The organism is Streptomyces sp. NPDC127068, from assembly GCF_042724695.1.
Classification (GTDB): domain Bacteria; phylum Actinomycetota; class Actinomycetes; order Streptomycetales; family Streptomycetaceae; genus Streptomyces.
Genome location: NZ_JBHXEN010000003.1, coordinates 119,008 through 135,304, shown reverse-complemented (window position 1 = coordinate 135,304; position 16,297 = coordinate 119,008). Strand labels below are relative to the sequence as shown.

Here is a 16,297-nt window from a genome sequence, read left to right as displayed (position 1 = left end):
CCCGATGAGGTACAGCATCGCTCCGCTCCCCCGCTGGGAGGACGTGGACGGCGGCGACCGGGTACGGGTGGCGCGGCACTACCGCGTCCCGGTGCCGGAGGACGACGTCCTGCTCCTCCCGCACGGCCGGCCGGGCTGGCTCCGGCTGCCGGCCTCCGTGTACCCGCTGCTGGACGCGCTCGACGGGACCACCGTGGCCGCGTTCACTGCGTGGCCGGGCTTCCCCGACGCCGCCGACACCGTGCGCGCGCTCTACGACGCCGGCCTGCTGTTCATCGGCGGGCGGACCGGGCTGCGCGCGGTGCCGACCCAGCGGGGCGCCGGCCCCGGGGACGAACCGCCCACCGCCCTCCTGCTGAAGCTCACCGGCGCCTGCGACATCGCCTGTGACTACTGCTACGACTACGACAGCGGGCGTTGGCCGGGGCGGATGAGTTCCGAGCTGGCCCGCCGACTCATCACCGAGTGCCTGCTGCCTGGCCGTCGGCTCACCCTGATGTTCCACGGTGGGGAACCGATGCTGCGGTTCGCGCAGATCCGCGAGCTGGTCGCGTTCGCGCGGGCCCGCGCCGACGAGGTCGGCGCGTCGGTGGCCTTCACCCTCCAGACCAACGGACGGCACTTCGACGAGTCCGCCGTCGACTTCCTCCGGTCGCACGACTTCACCGTGGGCGTCTCCCTGGACGGACCCGAGGAAATCAACGACCGGCACCGCGTCGACCGCCGCGGCAACGGCACCTTCGGCCGTATCGCCGAGACCTTCGCACGCTTCCCCGACTTCATGCGCGACGAAGTGGGGTACCTGTCGGTCGCCGGCACCGACACCACCAGGGACGATCTCGACCGCTGCTGGACATTCTTCCGCGAACTGGGCGTGCTGAGCTGGAAGTTGCTGCCGGCCGACGCCGAGGGACGGGCCCGGGACCGGCCGGAGACGCAGCGGTTCCGGGAGGAGTTCGTCGACTTCCTCGCGGCCCGTCTGACGGCCGTGCTCGACGGCGACCTCGACCCGCCGTACCTCACCAACCTGGTGCAGCTGATCGAGCCGTTCCTGTCCGTGGACCGCCCCAACATGTGCATGAAGATGCCCTGCGGAGCGTCGACCGATCTGCTGGTGCTGGACGCCGTGGGGACCGTGCGGGCCTGCGACTGTAGTTACCACCCGGCCTTCCAACTGCTGCCCGCGGCGGCGGTGGGCCCGCCTCCCGGTCGGACCCCACTGCCGTTCGTCGGCACCGGCCGGCCGCCGGCGGGGGACCTGGTCGCGCGCAGCCGGGACACCCCCTCGGCGGGCGCCCTGCGGGACCGGGAGCGTTGGCTCCTGAACGACGCGCCGTGCGCCTCCTGCGCCTGGCTCCACCAGTGCGCGGGCACCTGCCCGGCGCGGGCCCTCATCAACAACGGCTCGCTGTTCTCCGTCGACGACCTGGAGTGCACCACCCGGCTCCGGCTCTTCCCCCGCATCCTCGAAGACGTGTCCCGGTCCGGCTCGGCCCTGCGGGAGTACCACGCACGGGCCAAACACCGGGCCGGCAAGGCCCTCGACGCGGCGGCGGCGCCACCACGGTGAGCATCCGGGTGACGGGCTCCGACTGGGACGTCTGCGTGCTGCGGGCCCTCGAAGCGGCTCCACCGCCCCCCGCCCGGGCGGCCGAGGAGCGCCACGCGCACGTCGTGCGGCTGCTGGTACGCACGATCGGCGCGGACCTGAAGCTGTTCCTGCACTGTCACGGCGCGGCCTACCTCGCCCGGTGGCCCCACCCGTCCGACCCGGTCGTGGCGCTGGTGAGCTGGCTGGCCCGGTACTACCTGTGCCTCCACGACGTCCTGCGGGCCGGCCCCCGGCACGCGTTCCCCGGCTGGTCCGAGGCCGTGCGGGAGGCGGGCGCCCTGGGCGACACGGCCCGGCTCGTGCTCACCACCCAGTGGGGACACGCCCTGTTGCTCCCGCTGCTCCTGGAGGAGGCCACGGGGCGCCCGGTGTTCCCGATCGTGCACGACCGGAACCCGCAGGTGCTGGACCTGTACCGGCGGCGGTTGCGCCTCGGCGAACCACTGCTGCTCACCCGCTTGGGCACGCCCGAGATCCGGCGCTGGCTGCGCTCGGACGGGATCGTCGTCGCGAACCTCGACACCTGCTACCCGGGCACCAGCCGCATCCGGGAACTCCCCCTGTTCGGTGCTCGACTGCACGTCCCGACCGGACTGCTCGCCCTCGCCACCCGACGTTCCCTGGAGGTCAGGATCGCGGCCGTCCCGGAGGTCAGGGGCCGCCCCGCCCCCCGGGTCAGCGCCCGGCTGCCCGGTGACGTGGACGGGGCGCTCACCGCCTACGCCGATCAGCTGGAGGAGTGGGTGGGCGCCTTGCCGGAACAGTGGATGGCCTGGGGCAGCCTGGCCCGTTGACGGGGCCCCGCACACCGTCAGCTTCGGGGACGACACGCTCGTCGTTCCGGTGAATCCGACCCCCGGGACGGCGCTCCGACGCGTCGCGGGTGCCCGATGACGGTATCTGTGCACGGGTGGGTGACAGGGGAGGTCCGGATGGCCCCCTGCGCCACGCCATTCAGGTGAGGAACGACATGAACGCACACCCCCACGGCCGGGGACGCGGCGCCCGCGCGCTGTCGACACTGCTGGCGCTCCTCGCGGTCCTCGCCGCCTGGGCCCTGCTGCCCACGGCGACCGCCACCGCCCAGGAGGGCCGCGTCAAGGGCTGGGGCGCCAATGACAACTACCAGCTCGGCGGCACCGTCACCGGCGCCAAGTACAAGCCGGTGACCGTCCCGGGAGTGACCGGGGGCGACGTCGACAGCCTCGCCGCCGGCTACTTCCACAGTCTCGCCCTCCTCTCCAACGGCACCGTGGAGAGCTGGGGCCGCAACGCGGAGGGGCAGCTCGGCATCGGCAGCACCGCCGCCCAGGACCAGGCGTCCACCGTCACCGGGCTGCGCGGCGTGGTCGCCGTCGCCGCGGGCTACCAGCACAGCCTGGCGCTGCTCGCCGACGGCACGGTGCGCTCCTGGGGCCGCAACACGGAGGGCCAGCTCGGGGACAACAGCACGGCCCAGCGCAACAATCCGGTGACCGTCTCCGGGCTCACCAACGTCGAGGCGATCGCCGCCGGCGCCTTCCACAGCCTGGCCGTCCTCTCCGACGGCACGGTCAAGACCTGGGGCTACAACAGCAACGGCCAGATCGGCGACAACACCGTCACCAACCGCCTCACCCCGGTGACCGTGCCGGGCCTGTCCGGCGTCCGCAGCGTCGCGGGCGGCCACTACCACAGCCTCGCCCGGCTCGCGGACGGCACCGTCTGGTCCTGGGGCCGCGGTTCCGAGGGCCAGCTCGGGGACAACACCACCACCCAGCGCACCGCCCCCGTGAAGGTCGACGGCATCACCACCGCCCGGGAGATCTCTGCGGGCGTCTACCACAGCGTCGCCCGGCTCGCCGACGGGACCGTGAAGACCTGGGGTTACAACGTCCAGGGCCAGCAGGGCGACGGCACCACCACCAACCGCCCCGCCCCCATCACCCTCGACGGCGCCGCCAACGTCCGCGCCATCTCGGCCGGCGGGTACCACACCCTGCTGCTCGACCGGGACGGCAAGGTCAGCGCCGTCGGCTACAACAACAACGGGCAGCTCGGGGACGGCAGCGCCACCAACCGGACCGCCCTGGTCACCCCGGTGAACAGCCTCAGCAGCATCTCGCTGATCGCCGGTGGCGGCGAGTTCAGCCTCGCCGGCTGACACCCGCACCACCCCGGGGGCCGGTGCACACCGGCCCCCGCCACTCTCGGGGCGCGCTCAGACCCGCCGTCTCCGCAGCCGGAGCCGGGGGCGCCCGTTCCTCGGGAGCCGGACCGGCTGCTCCGGCTCGGGATCGTCGACCGGTTCCATGGCGGCGTCGGGCAGGTGCAGGGGGATCGTCTCCCCGGGCTCCCTCGGATGCCCGGGGGGCACCACCACGGTCCGCCGGAAGGACTCCGCCAGCGGGCCGGCCAGTCGCCCCGGACGCCGGGCGAGCAAGCCGGAGAAGACTCCGCGCAGCGTCCAGCCCGGGCCGTCCACCCCGGCGAAGCGGACCTCCTGCCAGTACCGGGTGCCGTCGGGTTCCTCCTGGTGCACCCGCGCCCGCACTTCCGGCCCGAAGGTCCCCGGTGCCACGACCGCGGTACCGCCCCGGGCGACGATGCCGTGCACGAGCCCGGCGCGTAACTCCTCCCAGGCACCGTGTTCCGGCGCGGCGAACGCCTGGAGCTGCACGGCGCTGCCTCCCAGGACGACGGTCGCGGCGACGATCACCCCGTCCACGACCTCGACGCGCAACTCCCCCTCGTCCGGAACCGGGACGAGCAGCCCGCCGAGGTCGAATCGCCCCTCGGCGGGGTCGGGCACTTCGGAGACGTCCCAGGGTCCGGCGGGGCGGTGTGTCATGCGATCACTCCCGTGGGGCGGGCCACCGTTCGGCCGCGGTCCGTACGAGGAGTGTCCCGCCGGGCAGGACGCGACGTCCAGGCCCGGTCAGCGCCCTTCGGCCAGCTTGCGCAGTACGTGGAGCTGACGTTGCATCATCAGGAGGTCGCCCCAGGCCATCAGGGGTCTGCGCAACCGGCGCAGCACGCCGTCGTCGTCACCGACCACGAGTTTGGCCACCAGCCGGCTCACCCCGGGGGACTCCTCGGTGACCAGGTAGGTCAGGGCGAAGCCCCCGAACAGCTTGAGTGCGCGCTCCTTGTCGAGCAGCACGGTGAGGTGTCGATCGGGCGCGTAGTCGACCAGCCGGAAGATCGTCATGACGCGTTGGCCGACCTCCAGCCGTTCCGCGCCGGGGGTGAGCCGGCGCGGGCTGCGCCGCCCCAGGTTGTCCAGCAGGTCGTAGCTGTAGGGTGCCACCTTGAGTTGGCACAGCCAGCGGAAGACGACTCCGGGCTCGGCCCGGACGGTCACCGCCCGGACCCAGTGCTCCCGGGGCCTGACCAACAGGGTGTCGCAGGGGTAGGACGCGCGGACCTCCGCCTCGCGCGCGCCCCACACCTGGGGCATTCCGCTCATGCGCTTCATTGCGCACCCCGTCACTTCAGGGCGCGCTGGAGGAACTCCAGCACCGCGTCGACGTACTGTTCCCGTGCTTCCTTCAGCCCGAGGAGGTGTCCGACCCCGGGCAGGATGTGCGCCTCGGCGTGCGAGTAGCGGCTGGCCAGCGCGTCCACCGAGGAGGCCGGCAGGATGCGGTCCTCCTCGCCGGCGATGAACAGCAGCGGGGTGGTGGTGTACCGCCCCTCGGCCGGCGGGGGCCACTGGGAGCGGAGCATGGCCTTGCCCGCGCGGCACAGGGTGCCCTCCAGCGCGTAGCGGGCGGGCTTGGCGCGCAGCGGGGCGGGCACCGGGAGGACTCCGGCGTCGAGGAAGTTCGCGAAGAGCGGGCCGAGTTCCTCACCGGGGCCGCTGTCGCAGATCACCGCGTTGACCTCGGTGTCGGCGTCCCTGAGCGCGTAGAACATCGGGAAGGTGGAGAAGGAGAAGCCGTACACGGCCACCTTCGCCGTCCGGTGCACCTCGCGGGACCTCAGCAGTTTCACGATCGCCAGCACATCGGTGGTGAAGCGGTCGCTGAGGCCGGTGACCGAGCGGTCCTGGCTGCTGCTGCCGTGGTTGCGGTGGTCGAAGAGGCACACCGTGTACCCCGCGTCGTGCAGGAACTTGGCGTGGCCGAGGGTGGCCGACTTGCTCAGCCCCATGCCGTGTCCGATCACCACGACGCGTTCGGGATCGCCGGGACAGAGCCAGGCGTGGACGTGCTTGCCGCCGCCGACCGGGACCCGTAGCACCTCCGGTTCGGGCAGGCCCACGTCCACCGGGCGCTTGTGGTGTGGGCGGCGCGGCGGGTGGAAGAGCGCATAGGCCAGCGCCAGTCCGCCCAAGGGCGCCAGCGGCAACGCGAGCGCCGACAGGGCATGGGTCAACGGTGAGAAGCGGGTGGTGCTCTCACCTACGGCTCGTGGCATGTCTCTCTCCTTCACCCACGTGAACGTTCCTCGCTGCGACGCGGGGAGTCCGACGCCCGGACGGCGCCCTCCGGTGTCGGGTGCGCGCCCCGATCGGCCCGGGCGCCCCCTCAGCCGGGGGCGCGCGGCGGACGGGCGGTCACCCGCAGCCGCCGGCGTGTCCCTGGTCCCCGCCCTGGCCCGTGGTCGGCGGCTCGACCTGCCGCGGCTCAACGTCCGTTGGTGCGGGTGCCGTTGCGGTGCTCCCGCGGACCGACGCGGCGAACGCCTCCAGTCGGTCCACCCCCCAGAACTTGTCGAAGCCGTGGACGAGGAACGGAACGCCGAAGACGCCGTCCCGGTCGACGTCGAGCAGGGCTGCCGCTCCCCTGCGCCGCATCTCGGGATCGTCGGCCGCTTCGACCAGCGGTTCCTCGGCCACCCCCAACTCCTTTGCCATTGCAGAGATCGTAGCCGAGTCGCAGATGTCCCGACCTTCGATCCACCGCTTGCGGTAGGCGAGTTGGACGAAGTCCGGCCCCCGCCCGGCGTCCACGGCCGCCAGGTACGCGAGGTGCGGGACCTCCCACCGGGGGTCGCGGTCCACCGGCCAGGTCGACTCCAGACCGCGTTCCCGCACCAGTCGACGTACGTCCTGGAGGATGTACAGGTGCTTGGCGCGGGACATGGCCACGTAGGGGAAGTCGCCGCCGGCGTCCGTCAGCAGCTTCCGCGACCGTTCGTCCGGCTCCCAGAACGGGCGCCACTCCACCAGTGCCGCCACGTCCGGATGGTGCCGCATCAGGTCGTGGTGGGCCAGCCACGAGTACGGGCTGCGCAGCGAGAAGTAGAACCGCGGCGGTTTCGTCCCGCGGCGCTTGCGGCCGTCCGCGGCGCCGCTCACAGGACGATGCCGCCGTCGATCTGGAACACCGAGCCGGTCACGTAGGTGGCCCGGGTGAGGTACGAGATCAGCTCGGCGACCTCCTCGGGCCGTCCCAGGCGCCGCAGCGGGATCTGTCCCACGGCCTGCTCGCGCACCTTGTCGGTGAGGCCCGCGGTCATGTCGGTCTCGATGAAGCCGGGGGCGACCACGTTGGCGCGGATGCCGTAGGGGCCGACCTCCTTGGCGACGGCCTTGGTGAAGCCGATGATGCCGGCCTTGGACGCGGAGTAGTTGCTCTGCGTCGGGTTGCCGTGGACGCCGGCGACCGAGGACACGTTGACGATGCACCCCGATTTGCGCTTCATCATCTCGAAGATCGCGTAACGGCACACGTAGTAGGTCCCGTTGAGGTTGACGTCGATGACGCGGTTCCAGTCGTCGTCCTTCATCATCAGCAGCGGGTTGTCCCGGACGATGCCGGCAGAGGTGACCAGCACGTCCAGCGCGCCGAACTCCTCCTGGGCGGTGGTGACCAGGGACTTGGCCGAGGCGGCGTCGGAGACGTCGGCCTGGAGGGCCAGCACCCGCACCCCGCGTTCGGTGATCTCCTTCTCCAACTCCCTTGCGGCGTCGGCGTTCGCGGTGTAGCAGAACGCCACGTCGTAGCCGTCGTCGGCGAGCCGCAGCGCGGTCGCCCGGCCCAGGCCGCGCGAGCCGCCGGTGATGAGTGCGGTGCGGGACGAGCTGTCGGACATGTGATCCCCTAGCTGCTCTCTTCGGTGCGCGCGGGCGCGTGTGCGGTCAGTTCGGAGGCCGGGCGCATCGCCATGACGACCCGGCCGATCTCCGCCACCACCTCGCCGTCCACCAGGCATTCGCCCTCGAAGACGACGGTGTCGGACAGGGCGCGGGACAGTCGCACGTGGTGCTCCATCACCTGGCCGGGCCGTACCCGTCCGGTGAACCGGATGTCGGAGATGCTGCCGAAGAGCATCACCTGGCCGCTGAGCACGTCCGGGTTGGGGCGTTCGGCGGCGATGAGGATGCCGGCCGACTGGCACCAGGACTCGACCAGCAGGACGTGCGGATAGGCGTGGTCGTCCTCGGTGGCCTGCGGGGGCAGGTCCTGGTACCAGGGTTCGTTGCAGGTCACCGCCTTGTGCGCGATGAGGTGTTCGCCGGGCACCCGGCGCAGCACCCGGTCGACCAGCAGCATCGGGTAGCGGTGCGGGAGCACCTGCTTGATGGCGGCGGCCCCCATCGCGGTGGCCCCGTCCGGTCGGGTCGGCGCCTGGGCGCGGGCCGCGGCGGTCGGGGCCACGGTGCCGGGGGCGGTGGCGGCCTCGTAGCGCAGTCTGACCTGGGCGGCGGTGCCGCGCTGCGAGGCGGCGACCGCCTTGCAGCGCCAGGCGTCGCCGACCCGGGACCAGGTCAGCTCGATGGTCAGGGTGTCCCCGGGGAAGACCGGCGAGAGGAACCGGGTGCTCTCCACCGCGGCCAGCTCCCAGCCTGCCCCGGCGGCGCCCTCCTGGTCCGGCAGCGTGTCCAGCGCACTGCGGTGGACGTGCTCGACGATGCAGACGCCGGGGAAGATCGGGAACCCGGGGTAGTGACCGGCGAAGACCCGCTCTTCGGCCGCCACCGTCACGACGGTGGCGGTCTGCGAGGAGTCCAGGGGCTTCGGGGTGCCCTGGACGGGGGTGCAGGCGGCGGGCATCAGCTGACCCCGAGCTTCCCGCCGAGCAGGTCGTACGCCTTCTTCAGGGTGGTGACCTCCTTGAGCTCGTCCTCGCCGAGCTTGACGTCGTACTTCTTCTCCAGCACGACCATGACCTCCAGCGCCATCAGCGAATCGACGCCGAGCGTCTCCACGAAGTGGGCGTCGTCGGTCAGCTCCTCCTCCTCGACGTCGAGGATGTCGGCGACGGTCTGCCGCAGGTCTTCGAGGTCCAGTACCCGGGTGTTCTCGGACATCGTCGTGTCTCTCCTTCGGTGTGCACTGTTTCGGCTTCTGTTGCTACGGCTGGGTGGTGCGGTCCGGTCCGCCCGGTCGACGGCTCGGTCCGGTCTAGTGGAGCGGTGCGGTGGGGGTGTTGACGGTGACGACGGTCGCGTCGGACAGCGTGCGGCGGACCATTCCCGTCAGTGCGCGCCCGGGCCCCAGCTCCAGGAAGCGCACGCAGCCCAGCGTGTCGTGGAGGGTGCGCACCCCGCGCTCCCACAGGACGGGGCTGGTGAGTTGGCGCACCTCCAGTTCCGGCCAGTCCACGTCCCCGCCCCGGTAGGCGCGGGCGTCGACGTTGGCGACGACCGGCGCGTGGGACGCGGCGAACGGCACCGCCAGCAGGGCCCGCGCCAGTTCCTCGCCCGCGGGGGCCATCAACGGGGTGTGGAAGGCGCCGCCCACGGCGACCCGCAGCACCTTCGCGTCGTGGTCACCGGCGCGGGACTCGACGTGGTCGATGCCCTCGTGGCTGCCGGAGACCACGACCTGCCCGGGGGCGTTCAGGTTCGCCACCCACACCCGGTGTCCGGCGGTCCGGGCCGCCTCCACCATCGTGTGGGCGGTCTCCGCGTCGGCCCGCACCAGGACGGCCATCGTGCCCGGGTCCCGCTGGGCGGCCTGCCGCATGGCACGGCCCCGGACGGCGACCAACCGGGCGGCGTCCGGCAGGGTCAGCGCGCCCGCCGCGTACAGGGCCACGTACTCGCCCAGGCTGTGTCCGGCGTACGCGACGACCCCTGACGGCTCCTCCGGGTCCTCCCGGCCGCGCACGTGGTGCAGCACGATCACGGAGAGGGAGAAGACCGCCAACTGCGCCAGATCGGTCTCGCGCAGGGTCGCGTCATCGGCCTTGAGGAGCAGTTCCTCGACGTCGGTCCCGGTGTGCGCGGAGATCTCCTCGGCGAGGCGCCACGCCTCGACGTCCCGCCACGGCTCCCCCATGGCCGCGCGTTGGGCGCCCTGCCCGGGGAACAGCAGCGCCGTCGGCGGTGCCCCGCTCACCGCTCCTCCCCGCCCAGCAGCCGGAAGACCCCGGCGGCGACCACGCCGTCCCGTTCGACCGAGGTGACCAGTGCGGTGCGGCCCGCCGACGACCCGTCCCGTTCGGCCTCGGCGAGCACGGTGGTGATCTGGAAGGCGGCCGAGGCGGCGTAGGTGTCGCCGATCAGCTCGGCGCAGGGCAGGGTACGGGGCTGTGCGTCCCCCAACACCTCGTGCAGGGCCGCCTGTTCGGCCTCCCCTTCGGGCCCGGGCAGCTGGGAGGTGGCCACCGCCCACAGTTCGTCGGGGCCGAGGCCGCCGCGCTCGCCGAGGGCCCGCAGGCACCCTGCCAACACCGACCGGATCTCCTCGGGCCCGGTGGCGAAGCCGAACTCCAGGCCCTCGACCGTCGCCAGTCCGCTGCGGCCGTGTTCCCGGGCCGTTTCCGCGGTCTCCATCAGCCACACCGCGGCGCCCTCGCCGAGCGGTGTCCCGCCCGTGACCCCGCCACGGCTGTGCCAGTCCAGCCACGCCCGTGCGGTGGAGTACTCCTCCACCGCGCCGCACAGCACGGTGGAGGCCCGCTCGGCCCGCTGGAGCCGCAGCGCGTACTGGAGGGCGAGCAGCCCGGTGGCCCGACCGCCGGCGATGGTGGTGTTGGGCCCCTTCAACCCGTGCCAGATCGCGGACTGTCCGGCCGCGCAGTTCATCACCGTGTTGGGGAAGCGCGCCGGGTCCACGAAGAACGGCTTCTCCCCCACCAGGGAGTCACGGGTGAAGTCCATGATGCTCTGGGCGCTGCCCGTGCTGGTGCCCAGGGCCAGCCCGGTGTCCGGTCCGATGCCGGGCAACCGGTCCTCGCCGCCGACCAGTTGGCCGAGCGCGGTCACCGCGAGACCGGTGACCCGGTCCATCGAGCGGGTGCCCTTGCGGCCCAGGCTCTCCCGGATGTCGAAGTCCGGGACCAGGCACGCCGAGGGCTGCGGCACGGACCAGCGGTCGGTGTCGACCGCCGCTTCGGTGGCCCGGGCCCCGTGCAGTCCGGCGCGGAACCCGGTGGCGTCGCGTCCCCACGGCGAGACGGCGGCCCACGCGGAGATCAACGGTCCCCGTTCGGCAAGGGTGGTCATCGGCGGTGCTCCTTCGGTCGTGGTGGGCGGCGTCACATGAACCACACCCGGTGGTACGAGGACCAGCTGCGGGCCAGTTCGCCGGGGCCGGCGAGGCGGGCGCCCGGCAACAGCCGGTCCGCCGCCCCCGGGCCCAGCCTCTCCAGGTCCGTCCGCTCGACCCAGACCGCCGTGCCCTCCTCCAGCAGGGTGCGCACCGAACGGCGCGGATCGGGCAGGGTGTCCAGCTCGCGGCTGCCCAACTGCACCGAGGGCGTGTGCTCGGGGGCGGTGAGGGCGTAGGTCACGGCGTCGCCGCGGAGCGCCAGGTGCAGCCCGCCGACCTGGCGGTTCAGCTCCCGGATGAAGTAGAGGACGTCGGCGAACTGGGTCTCCACCGAGCCGCGGTAGGCGCGGTCGATCATGACCAGGGCGGGGTGGGCGGCGCTCTCCACCTCAGCACACCCCCAGGGACAAGGTCTTGTCGGCGGCCACGGCGTGTTCCCAGAAGGTGAACGGGGGACGCCGGCGCACCTCGGGGATCTGCTCGGCCGTGCCCCGCTCGTCGGAGCAGAAGCGGCAGACGTACCAGCGCAGTCGGTCCGGGTGCTCGGCGAGCAGTCCGCGGGCCAGGGTGGGCGTCGAGGGGTAGTCCCCGGCCCAGTCCACGACGTTGCGCGGTTTGCTGTCGCCGAGGCTGAGGCGGGTGAGGCCGGTGGCGTCCCCGCAGGTCCAGATCTGTACGGTGGCGCCGCGGCCGAGCAGGGCGTGCGTCATGCGGAACGCGGTGGTCACCAGCTCCGTGCGGTGCGGGCCGCCGAACAGGGCGAGCAGCACGTCGCTGCGGGCGATCCTCGGGGCCATCAGTGCCACACCACCCGGGTGCCGTGCTCCAGGAGCAGGGCGGCGACCTCGTCCATCTCCACCAGTCGCGCGCCCGGCAGCAGGTGGTCAGGGGCGAGGGCGCGCTGGTGGAAGGCGTACGCGTCGACCAGCAGTTCCCCGCCGCTGCCGGTGAAGTCGGCGACCTCGTCACACGCTCCGGGGAGCGCGGCGAAGACGGCGTTGTCGACCAGGAGCAGTGCGGTGGTCCCGCCGGCGCGGACCAGGTGCGCGGCATCGGTGACGAACCGGGTGGCACCGGGCCCGTAGGCGGGGCCCTCGCTCTCGATCAGGAGGTGTTCAGGCACGGTGGGCCTCCGTGGTGGGGCGGGGGGTCGGGTGCCGGTCCGGCCCGGCGAAGGACTCGGCCAGGAAGGTCAGCACCTGAGACTCGTACTCCCGTCGGTCGAAGCGGATGGCGTTCATGTGCATCGCGGTGGGCGCGACCCACAGGTGCGCCCCGGGGAGCGCGCGGGCGACGCGGCGCACCTGGTCCTCGGTCACCAGCGGGTCCGCGGCGCCGGCGACGAACATCAGCCGGGTGGGCACTCCGGTGAGGTCGGGCGGCCAGCGGCGCAGCGCCAGCATCCGCAGTGCGACCAGCCGGAACGTGTGCCGGTAGCAGGCGAACGCGGGTCCGCCCCGTACCCAGGCGGGCAGGCTGGCGCGGCGCAGCGTGGCGAAGTTGGCCAGCCCGGCGCCGATGTCGTAGAGCGGTCCGCTGTCCGCGACCACCGCGCACACCGGGGGCGCGCCGGGGGTGGTGAGGACCCGGAGGGAGGGCCAGGCCGAGAAGGAGAAGCCGAGCAGGGCGAGCTTGCCGCGGCCCAGTTCGGGATCGGCGGCCACCTGGCGCAGCACGTCCCGCAGGTCGCTGGTGTAGCGCCGGGCCATCCGGCCCAGTCGGCGGTCGCCGGTGCTCTCGCCGTGGTTGCGCATGTCGTAGGCGACGACGTGGTAGCCGGCCCCGTGGAGGAGGGCGATGTGGCTGAGGGTGCTGGACTTGGACCGTTCCACGCCGTGGCAGACCACCACCGTGTGCGGGCCGGTGCTCGGCACCACCCAGGCTTCCAGGGTGACCCCGTCCATCCGGGTGGTCACCTGCATCCGGCGCATCGGCAGCTTCTTGTGCTCCGGGGTGCGCCCCACCTTGCTGTTCTCGGGGTGGTAGAGCCGGTGGGCGTGGCGGGCGCCGAGCCCGACGGCCCGCAGCAGTCGCCAGGGCACCGTCAGCGTCCGGCGGGCGGCCCCGAGCGGGCCGCCGGTCCGGCGGCGGCCGGTCTCCTTCGTCTCCGTGTTCTCCATCAGGCGGTCAGGACTTCCCCGCCGTCGACCCCGATGACGTTGCCGGTGATCCACGAGGTCTCGGCGCGGGAGAGCAGTGCCACGGCCTCCCCGACGTCTTCGGGTCGGGTGAGGCGGCCGTGCGGGTTGGTGCGGGTCGCCCGCTCGACGAGCTCCGCGCTCTCCGGGATGCGCTCCAGCGAGGGGGTGACGGTCACCCCGGCCCGCAGGGCGTTGACGGCGACCCCGCTGGGCGCCAACTCGACCGCGAGTTGCCGGACATGGGCTTCCAGTGCGCACTTGGCGGCGGACACGGCACCGTAGTGGGAGGCCACCTTGGCGTTGCCGGCGCTGGTCATGGCGTAGACCTTGGAGCCGGCGCGCAGCAGCCCGGCCGCGTGGAGGTCCTGGGTCCAGTACACGAGGGAGTGGGCCATCACGTCGAGGGTCATGTTCATCTGCCGTTCGGACAGGCCGGGCCGTCCGTCCTTGGCGATGAAGGGGACCAGGGTGCCGAAGGCCAGCGAGTGGACCAGGATGCGGATGCCCCGGTCACCGGTGAGCTCCCGGAAGAGGGGGACCAGTTCGGCGCGGGTGGCGGCGCGGGCCGCGTTGGCGTTGTGGAAGTGCACCTGGACGCCCAGGGACCGCAGTTCCTCGGCGGCCGTCGCGGCCTTCTCCTGGCCGCTGGCGGTGTCGAAGTGCACGCCGAGCACGTTGACGCCCTCGTGGGCCAGTTGCCGTGCCACGGCGAGCCCCATGCCGCTGGAGACTCCGAGCACCAGCGCCCAGGATCCTTCGAGCGGTGTTGCCATTGCCCTACTCCTCATGTGTCGTGGTGCCGGGTCGGGGGGTCACGCGACCGAGCCGGCAGGCGCCGGTTCGGCCCGCGCGGTCCGGTCCGGGGCAGTGCGCTCGTCGTGCGCCGCACGCTCGTGGGCGCGCTCGTCGTGCGTACGGTCGTCGTGGGCCGGGAGGACCCAGCAGACGGCGACGTTGCCCTGGGCGGACGCGGTGACGACGGCCCCGGGGCGGTCCGGGTGCCGGCCCACCGTGCCGACCGCCTGGAGCAGCGGTTCCAGGGCGCCGGAGCCCGCGGGGACGCGCCGGGCGTCCGGGCCGAGGACCTGGTGCACCGCCGTGGCGACCGTCGATCCGTCCAGCACCGCGGTCACGTCCCCGGGTTCCGTCGCACCGGCCCCGGCGGGGCGGTCGGCGAGCAGTCGGGCCACCCGGGCGCGGGCCTCGTCCGAGGGCGCGTCCGGCGGTACGTAGCAGGAGCGCACGGCCAGGTGTCCCAGGGCGGTGCCGCCCCGGGCGCGGAGCAGGTCCGTCCGCTCCAGCACCAGGGCGACCGCGCCGACCTCCGACCGGGCGGCGCCCGGGTCGCGCGGGTCCAGGGCCTCTTCGGTGGCGCCGGCCAGCAGCCAGGAGGCCCGGCCGAGCCGTAGCGAGCGCAGCCCGGTCTGGAGGGCCTCCAACCCGGCGATGCGCGGGGTGGTGAGGGTGAGGTTGAAACCCTGGAGCCGGTGCTCCATGGCCATCCGGCTGCCGAACAGGTTGATCGAGAAGTACGGGGCGGTGGCCGGACTCAGATCGGCGGCGCCGGCCGTGATGACCGTCTCGTCCATCGCGGTGTGCAGGGCCTCGGCGGCGCTGTTCGTGCCGACCGCCGCGCCGCGGTCCTCCGCCGGCACCGTCGGTCCGCCGGCCGCCGCGAGCGCGCGGTTGGCCGCGGCGAGGTAGTACTGCGCCGCCGGGGGGAGGTACTTGTAGCCCCGGCGCCCCAGTTCGGTGCGGTAGTCGAACCAGTCGCCCGGCGCGTCCGGGCGGGGGGCGTCGGCGGCGGACGCGTCGCCGCCGCGCGGGGTCACCACCCCGATGCCGGTCACCGCCACGTCGGTGGCGTCGAAGCCGGTCATGCGGCCACCTCCTGGAGGACGAGGGAGACGTTGTTGCCGCCGAAGGCATAGGCGTTGACCAGGACCGATCCGCCCTTCAGCGGGCTGGCGCGCTCCGGCAGGAGCACGCCGCACTCGGGATCGGGGTGCTGCCGGGCGACGTTCGGGGGCACTTCGCGGTGGTGCACGATGAGGGCCGCCGACAGCGCGGCGAGCGCCCCCGCGGCGCCACCGGTGTGGCCGATCAGCGACTTGAGGCTGTACAGCGGGCGCTCGTCCACCAGGGGGCCGAGCAGGCCCGCCAGGGCACGGCTCTCCACCGTGTCGTTGATCAGGGTGCCGGTGCCGTGCGGCACCACGCAGCCGAGGTCCTGCACCCCGATCCCGGCTTCCGCGACCGCGCGCCGCATGGCCCGGGTGATCTGCGTGCCCTCCGGCTCGATGGCCGTGGTGTGGTGCGCGTCGCAGCTCCACCCCGCGCCGGCCAGTCGGGCGTACACCCGCTCCGGGGAGCGGCGGCGGGCGTGCGCGGCGGACTCCAGCACCAGCGCGGCGGCGCCCTCCCCGAACACGGTTCCGGCCCGGTCGGCGTCGAAGGGGCGGCAGCGCAGCGGATCGACGGCGCCCAGCCGGTTGAAGCAGCCGAGGGCGACCCGGGAGTACGCTTCGGCGCCGCCGGCCACCACCACGTCGGCTTCGCCGGAGCGGATCAGGTCCGCGGCCAGGGACACCGCGAAGCCGCTGGCCGCGCAGGCGTTGCTGACGCTGGTGTTGGGCCCCTCGGCGCCGACGAGCCGGCCCACGGCGGAGGCCACCGAGAAGGTCGGGCTCCAGGCGTCGCGCGCCGGGCGGGACCCGACCCGCCACTCCTCGTGGAGACCGGCGTCGCCCATGCCCGTGCCGATGACGACGGCCACCCGCCGGGGGTCGGCGTCCACGGCGCCCCGGCCCTCGCCGGTCAGCCCCGCGTCGGCCAGGGCCTGTCGGGTGACGTCCAGGGCGTAGCGCGAACCGTCGCCCAGCGGCTGGCCGTCGAGCGTCTCGCTGCCGGTGGGCACGCTGTCCGTGGGCACGGAGTACATCAGCGGGACGGCCATGCGGGCGGCCGGGTCCGTCGTCGGTCGCGGTGCGCTGGTGGCCTTCGCCAGGCCGTCCCGGAAGGCGTCGACACCCCTGCCCAGGCAGCTGAGGACACCGAGTCCGGTGATGAGTACGTCGTCCATTCGTCTCTCCGAGGAGTGCGTGGGGTGCGGACGT

Annotated in this window: 19 protein-coding genes; 3 read left to right on the top strand and 16 right to left on the bottom strand. The window is 73.3% G+C overall.

Features of this window, described 5'->3' with window-relative positions; genetic code table 11:
* Positions 1 to 4 precede the first annotated feature (4 nt).
* From ACFWIA_RS02625 to ACFWIA_RS02615, 3 genes are all read left to right on the top strand, one after another.
* The gene (locus tag ACFWIA_RS02625) at positions 5 to 1,570 is read left to right on the top strand and encodes a radical SAM protein (RefSeq protein ID WP_386999683.1); all 1,566 of its coding nucleotides are present in this window, start codon (positions 5 to 7) and stop codon (positions 1,568 to 1,570) included.
* The gene (locus ACFWIA_RS02620; protein ID WP_386999681.1) at positions 1,567 to 2,406 is read left to right on the top strand and encodes a hypothetical protein; all 840 of its coding nucleotides are present in this window, start codon (positions 1,567 to 1,569) and stop codon (positions 2,404 to 2,406) included. Before ACFWIA_RS02625 ends, ACFWIA_RS02620 begins: the two co-directional genes overlap by 4 nt.
* 176 nt (positions 2,407 to 2,582) lie before the next feature.
* Positions 2,583 to 3,755: an RCC1 domain-containing protein gene (locus ACFWIA_RS02615; RefSeq protein ID WP_386999679.1), complete on the top strand. Its 1,173-nt coding sequence runs from the start codon at positions 2,583 to 2,585 to the stop codon at positions 3,753 to 3,755.
* A gap of 57 nt (positions 3,756 to 3,812) precedes the next feature.
* On the opposite strand, the gene ACFWIA_RS02610 is transcribed toward ACFWIA_RS02615, so the two are convergent.
* From ACFWIA_RS02610 to ACFWIA_RS02535, 16 genes are all read right to left on the bottom strand, one after another.
* Positions 3,813 to 4,442, bottom strand: a complete 630-nt coding sequence (locus ACFWIA_RS02610; protein ID WP_386999677.1) for a DUF3710 domain-containing protein — start codon at positions 4,440 to 4,442, stop codon at positions 3,813 to 3,815.
* A gap of 87 nt (positions 4,443 to 4,529) precedes the next feature.
* On the bottom strand, positions 4,530 to 5,060 hold the full coding sequence (locus ACFWIA_RS02605) for a hypothetical protein (protein ID WP_386999675.1): 531 nt from the start codon (positions 5,058 to 5,060) through the stop codon (positions 4,530 to 4,532).
* Between the two features lie 20 nt (positions 5,061 to 5,080).
* Positions 5,081 to 6,013, bottom strand: a complete 933-nt coding sequence (locus ACFWIA_RS02600; protein WP_386999673.1) for an alpha/beta hydrolase — start codon at positions 6,011 to 6,013, stop codon at positions 5,081 to 5,083.
* Between the two features lie 139 nt (positions 6,014 to 6,152).
* On the bottom strand, positions 6,153 to 6,896 hold the full coding sequence (locus ACFWIA_RS02595) for a 2-hydroxychromene-2-carboxylate isomerase (protein ID WP_386999672.1): 744 nt from the start codon (positions 6,894 to 6,896) through the stop codon (positions 6,153 to 6,155).
* Positions 6,893 to 7,633: a 3-oxoacyl-[acyl-carrier-protein] reductase gene (gene fabG, locus ACFWIA_RS02590; protein WP_386999670.1), complete on the bottom strand. Its 741-nt coding sequence runs from the start codon at positions 7,631 to 7,633 to the stop codon at positions 6,893 to 6,895. Before fabG ends, ACFWIA_RS02595 begins: the two co-directional genes overlap by 4 nt.
* A gap of 8 nt (positions 7,634 to 7,641) precedes the next feature.
* Entirely contained in the window at positions 7,642 to 8,595 is a 954-nt protein-coding gene (locus ACFWIA_RS02585) for a 3-hydroxyacyl-ACP dehydratase FabZ family protein (protein ID WP_386999668.1), read from the bottom strand.
* Complete coding sequence (locus tag ACFWIA_RS02580) at positions 8,595 to 8,852, bottom strand: acyl carrier protein (RefSeq protein WP_385488310.1); 258 nt, start codon at positions 8,850 to 8,852, stop codon at positions 8,595 to 8,597. The genes ACFWIA_RS02585 and ACFWIA_RS02580 overlap by 1 nt, the downstream gene beginning before the upstream one ends.
* 94 nt (positions 8,853 to 8,946) lie before the next feature.
* Positions 8,947 to 9,885, bottom strand: a complete 939-nt coding sequence (locus ACFWIA_RS02575) for an ACP S-malonyltransferase (protein WP_386999664.1) — start codon at positions 9,883 to 9,885, stop codon at positions 8,947 to 8,949.
* Positions 9,882 to 10,994, bottom strand: coding sequence for a beta-ketoacyl synthase N-terminal-like domain-containing protein (locus tag ACFWIA_RS02570; RefSeq protein WP_386999662.1), 1,113 nt, complete (start codon positions 10,992 to 10,994; stop codon positions 9,882 to 9,884). The genes ACFWIA_RS02575 and ACFWIA_RS02570 overlap by 4 nt, the downstream gene beginning before the upstream one ends.
* Positions 10,995 to 11,026: 32 nt before the next feature.
* The gene (locus ACFWIA_RS02565; RefSeq protein ID WP_386999660.1) at positions 11,027 to 11,428 is read right to left on the bottom strand and encodes a hypothetical protein; all 402 of its coding nucleotides are present in this window, start codon (positions 11,426 to 11,428) and stop codon (positions 11,027 to 11,029) included.
* A 1-nt stretch (position 11,429) separates the two neighbouring features.
* Positions 11,430 to 11,837, bottom strand: a complete 408-nt coding sequence (locus ACFWIA_RS02560; protein WP_386999658.1) for a hypothetical protein — start codon at positions 11,835 to 11,837, stop codon at positions 11,430 to 11,432.
* Complete coding sequence (locus tag ACFWIA_RS02555) at positions 11,837 to 12,163, bottom strand: hypothetical protein (protein ID WP_386999657.1); 327 nt, start codon at positions 12,161 to 12,163, stop codon at positions 11,837 to 11,839. The genes ACFWIA_RS02560 and ACFWIA_RS02555 overlap by 1 nt, the downstream gene beginning before the upstream one ends.
* Entirely contained in the window at positions 12,156 to 13,160 is a 1,005-nt protein-coding gene (locus tag ACFWIA_RS02550; RefSeq protein ID WP_386999655.1) for an alpha/beta hydrolase, read from the bottom strand. The genes ACFWIA_RS02555 and ACFWIA_RS02550 overlap by 8 nt, the downstream gene beginning before the upstream one ends.
* Positions 13,160 to 13,954, bottom strand: a complete 795-nt coding sequence (locus ACFWIA_RS02545; protein WP_386999653.1) for an SDR family oxidoreductase — start codon at positions 13,952 to 13,954, stop codon at positions 13,160 to 13,162. The genes ACFWIA_RS02550 and ACFWIA_RS02545 overlap by 1 nt, the downstream gene beginning before the upstream one ends.
* A gap of 39 nt (positions 13,955 to 13,993) precedes the next feature.
* Positions 13,994 to 15,061: a beta-ketoacyl synthase N-terminal-like domain-containing protein gene (locus ACFWIA_RS02540; RefSeq protein WP_386999651.1), complete on the bottom strand. Its 1,068-nt coding sequence runs from the start codon at positions 15,059 to 15,061 to the stop codon at positions 13,994 to 13,996.
* Positions 15,058 to 16,263: a beta-ketoacyl-[acyl-carrier-protein] synthase family protein gene (locus ACFWIA_RS02535; protein ID WP_386999648.1), complete on the bottom strand. Its 1,206-nt coding sequence runs from the start codon at positions 16,261 to 16,263 to the stop codon at positions 15,058 to 15,060. The genes ACFWIA_RS02540 and ACFWIA_RS02535 overlap by 4 nt, the downstream gene beginning before the upstream one ends.
* Positions 16,264 to 16,297 lie beyond the last annotated feature (34 nt).

Bases quoted from the DNA above. Each gene is read 5' to 3' on its own strand.
- ACFWIA_RS02560 (WP_386999658.1), bottom strand. From the start codon at position 11,837: ATGGCCCCGAGGATCGCCCGCAGCGACGTGCTGCTCGCCCTGTTCGGC.
- ACFWIA_RS02625 (WP_386999683.1), top strand. From the start codon at position 5: ATGAGGTACAGCATCGCTCCGCTCCCCCGCTGGGAGGACGTGGACGGC.
- ACFWIA_RS02615 (WP_386999679.1), top strand. From the start codon at position 2,583: ATGAACGCACACCCCCACGGCCGGGGACGCGGCGCCCGCGCGCTGTCG.
- ACFWIA_RS02570 (WP_386999662.1), bottom strand. From the start codon at position 10,994: ATGACCACCCTTGCCGAACGGGGACCGTTGATCTCCGCGTGGGCCGCC.
- ACFWIA_RS02550 (WP_386999655.1), bottom strand. From the start codon at position 13,160: ATGGAGAACACGGAGACGAAGGAGACCGGCCGCCGCCGGACCGGCGGC.
- ACFWIA_RS02605 (WP_386999675.1), bottom strand. From the start codon at position 5,060: ATGAGCGGAATGCCCCAGGTGTGGGGCGCGCGCGAGGCGGAGGTCCGC.
- ACFWIA_RS02540 (WP_386999651.1), bottom strand. From the start codon at position 15,061: ATGACCGGCTTCGACGCCACCGACGTGGCGGTGACCGGCATCGGGGTG.
- ACFWIA_RS02535 (WP_386999648.1), bottom strand. From the start codon at position 16,263: ATGGACGACGTACTCATCACCGGACTCGGTGTCCTCAGCTGCCTGGGC.
- ACFWIA_RS02585 (WP_386999668.1), bottom strand. From the start codon at position 8,595: ATGCCCGCCGCCTGCACCCCCGTCCAGGGCACCCCGAAGCCCCTGGAC.
- ACFWIA_RS02545 (WP_386999653.1), bottom strand. From the start codon at position 13,954: ATGGCAACACCGCTCGAAGGATCCTGGGCGCTGGTGCTCGGAGTCTCC.
- ACFWIA_RS02600 (WP_386999673.1), bottom strand. From the start codon at position 6,013: ATGCCACGAGCCGTAGGTGAGAGCACCACCCGCTTCTCACCGTTGACC.
- fabG (WP_386999670.1), bottom strand. From the start codon at position 7,633: ATGTCCGACAGCTCGTCCCGCACCGCACTCATCACCGGCGGCTCGCGC.
- ACFWIA_RS02610 (WP_386999677.1), bottom strand. From the start codon at position 4,442: ATGACACACCGCCCCGCCGGACCCTGGGACGTCTCCGAAGTGCCCGAC.
- ACFWIA_RS02580 (WP_385488310.1), bottom strand. From the start codon at position 8,852: ATGTCCGAGAACACCCGGGTACTGGACCTCGAAGACCTGCGGCAGACC.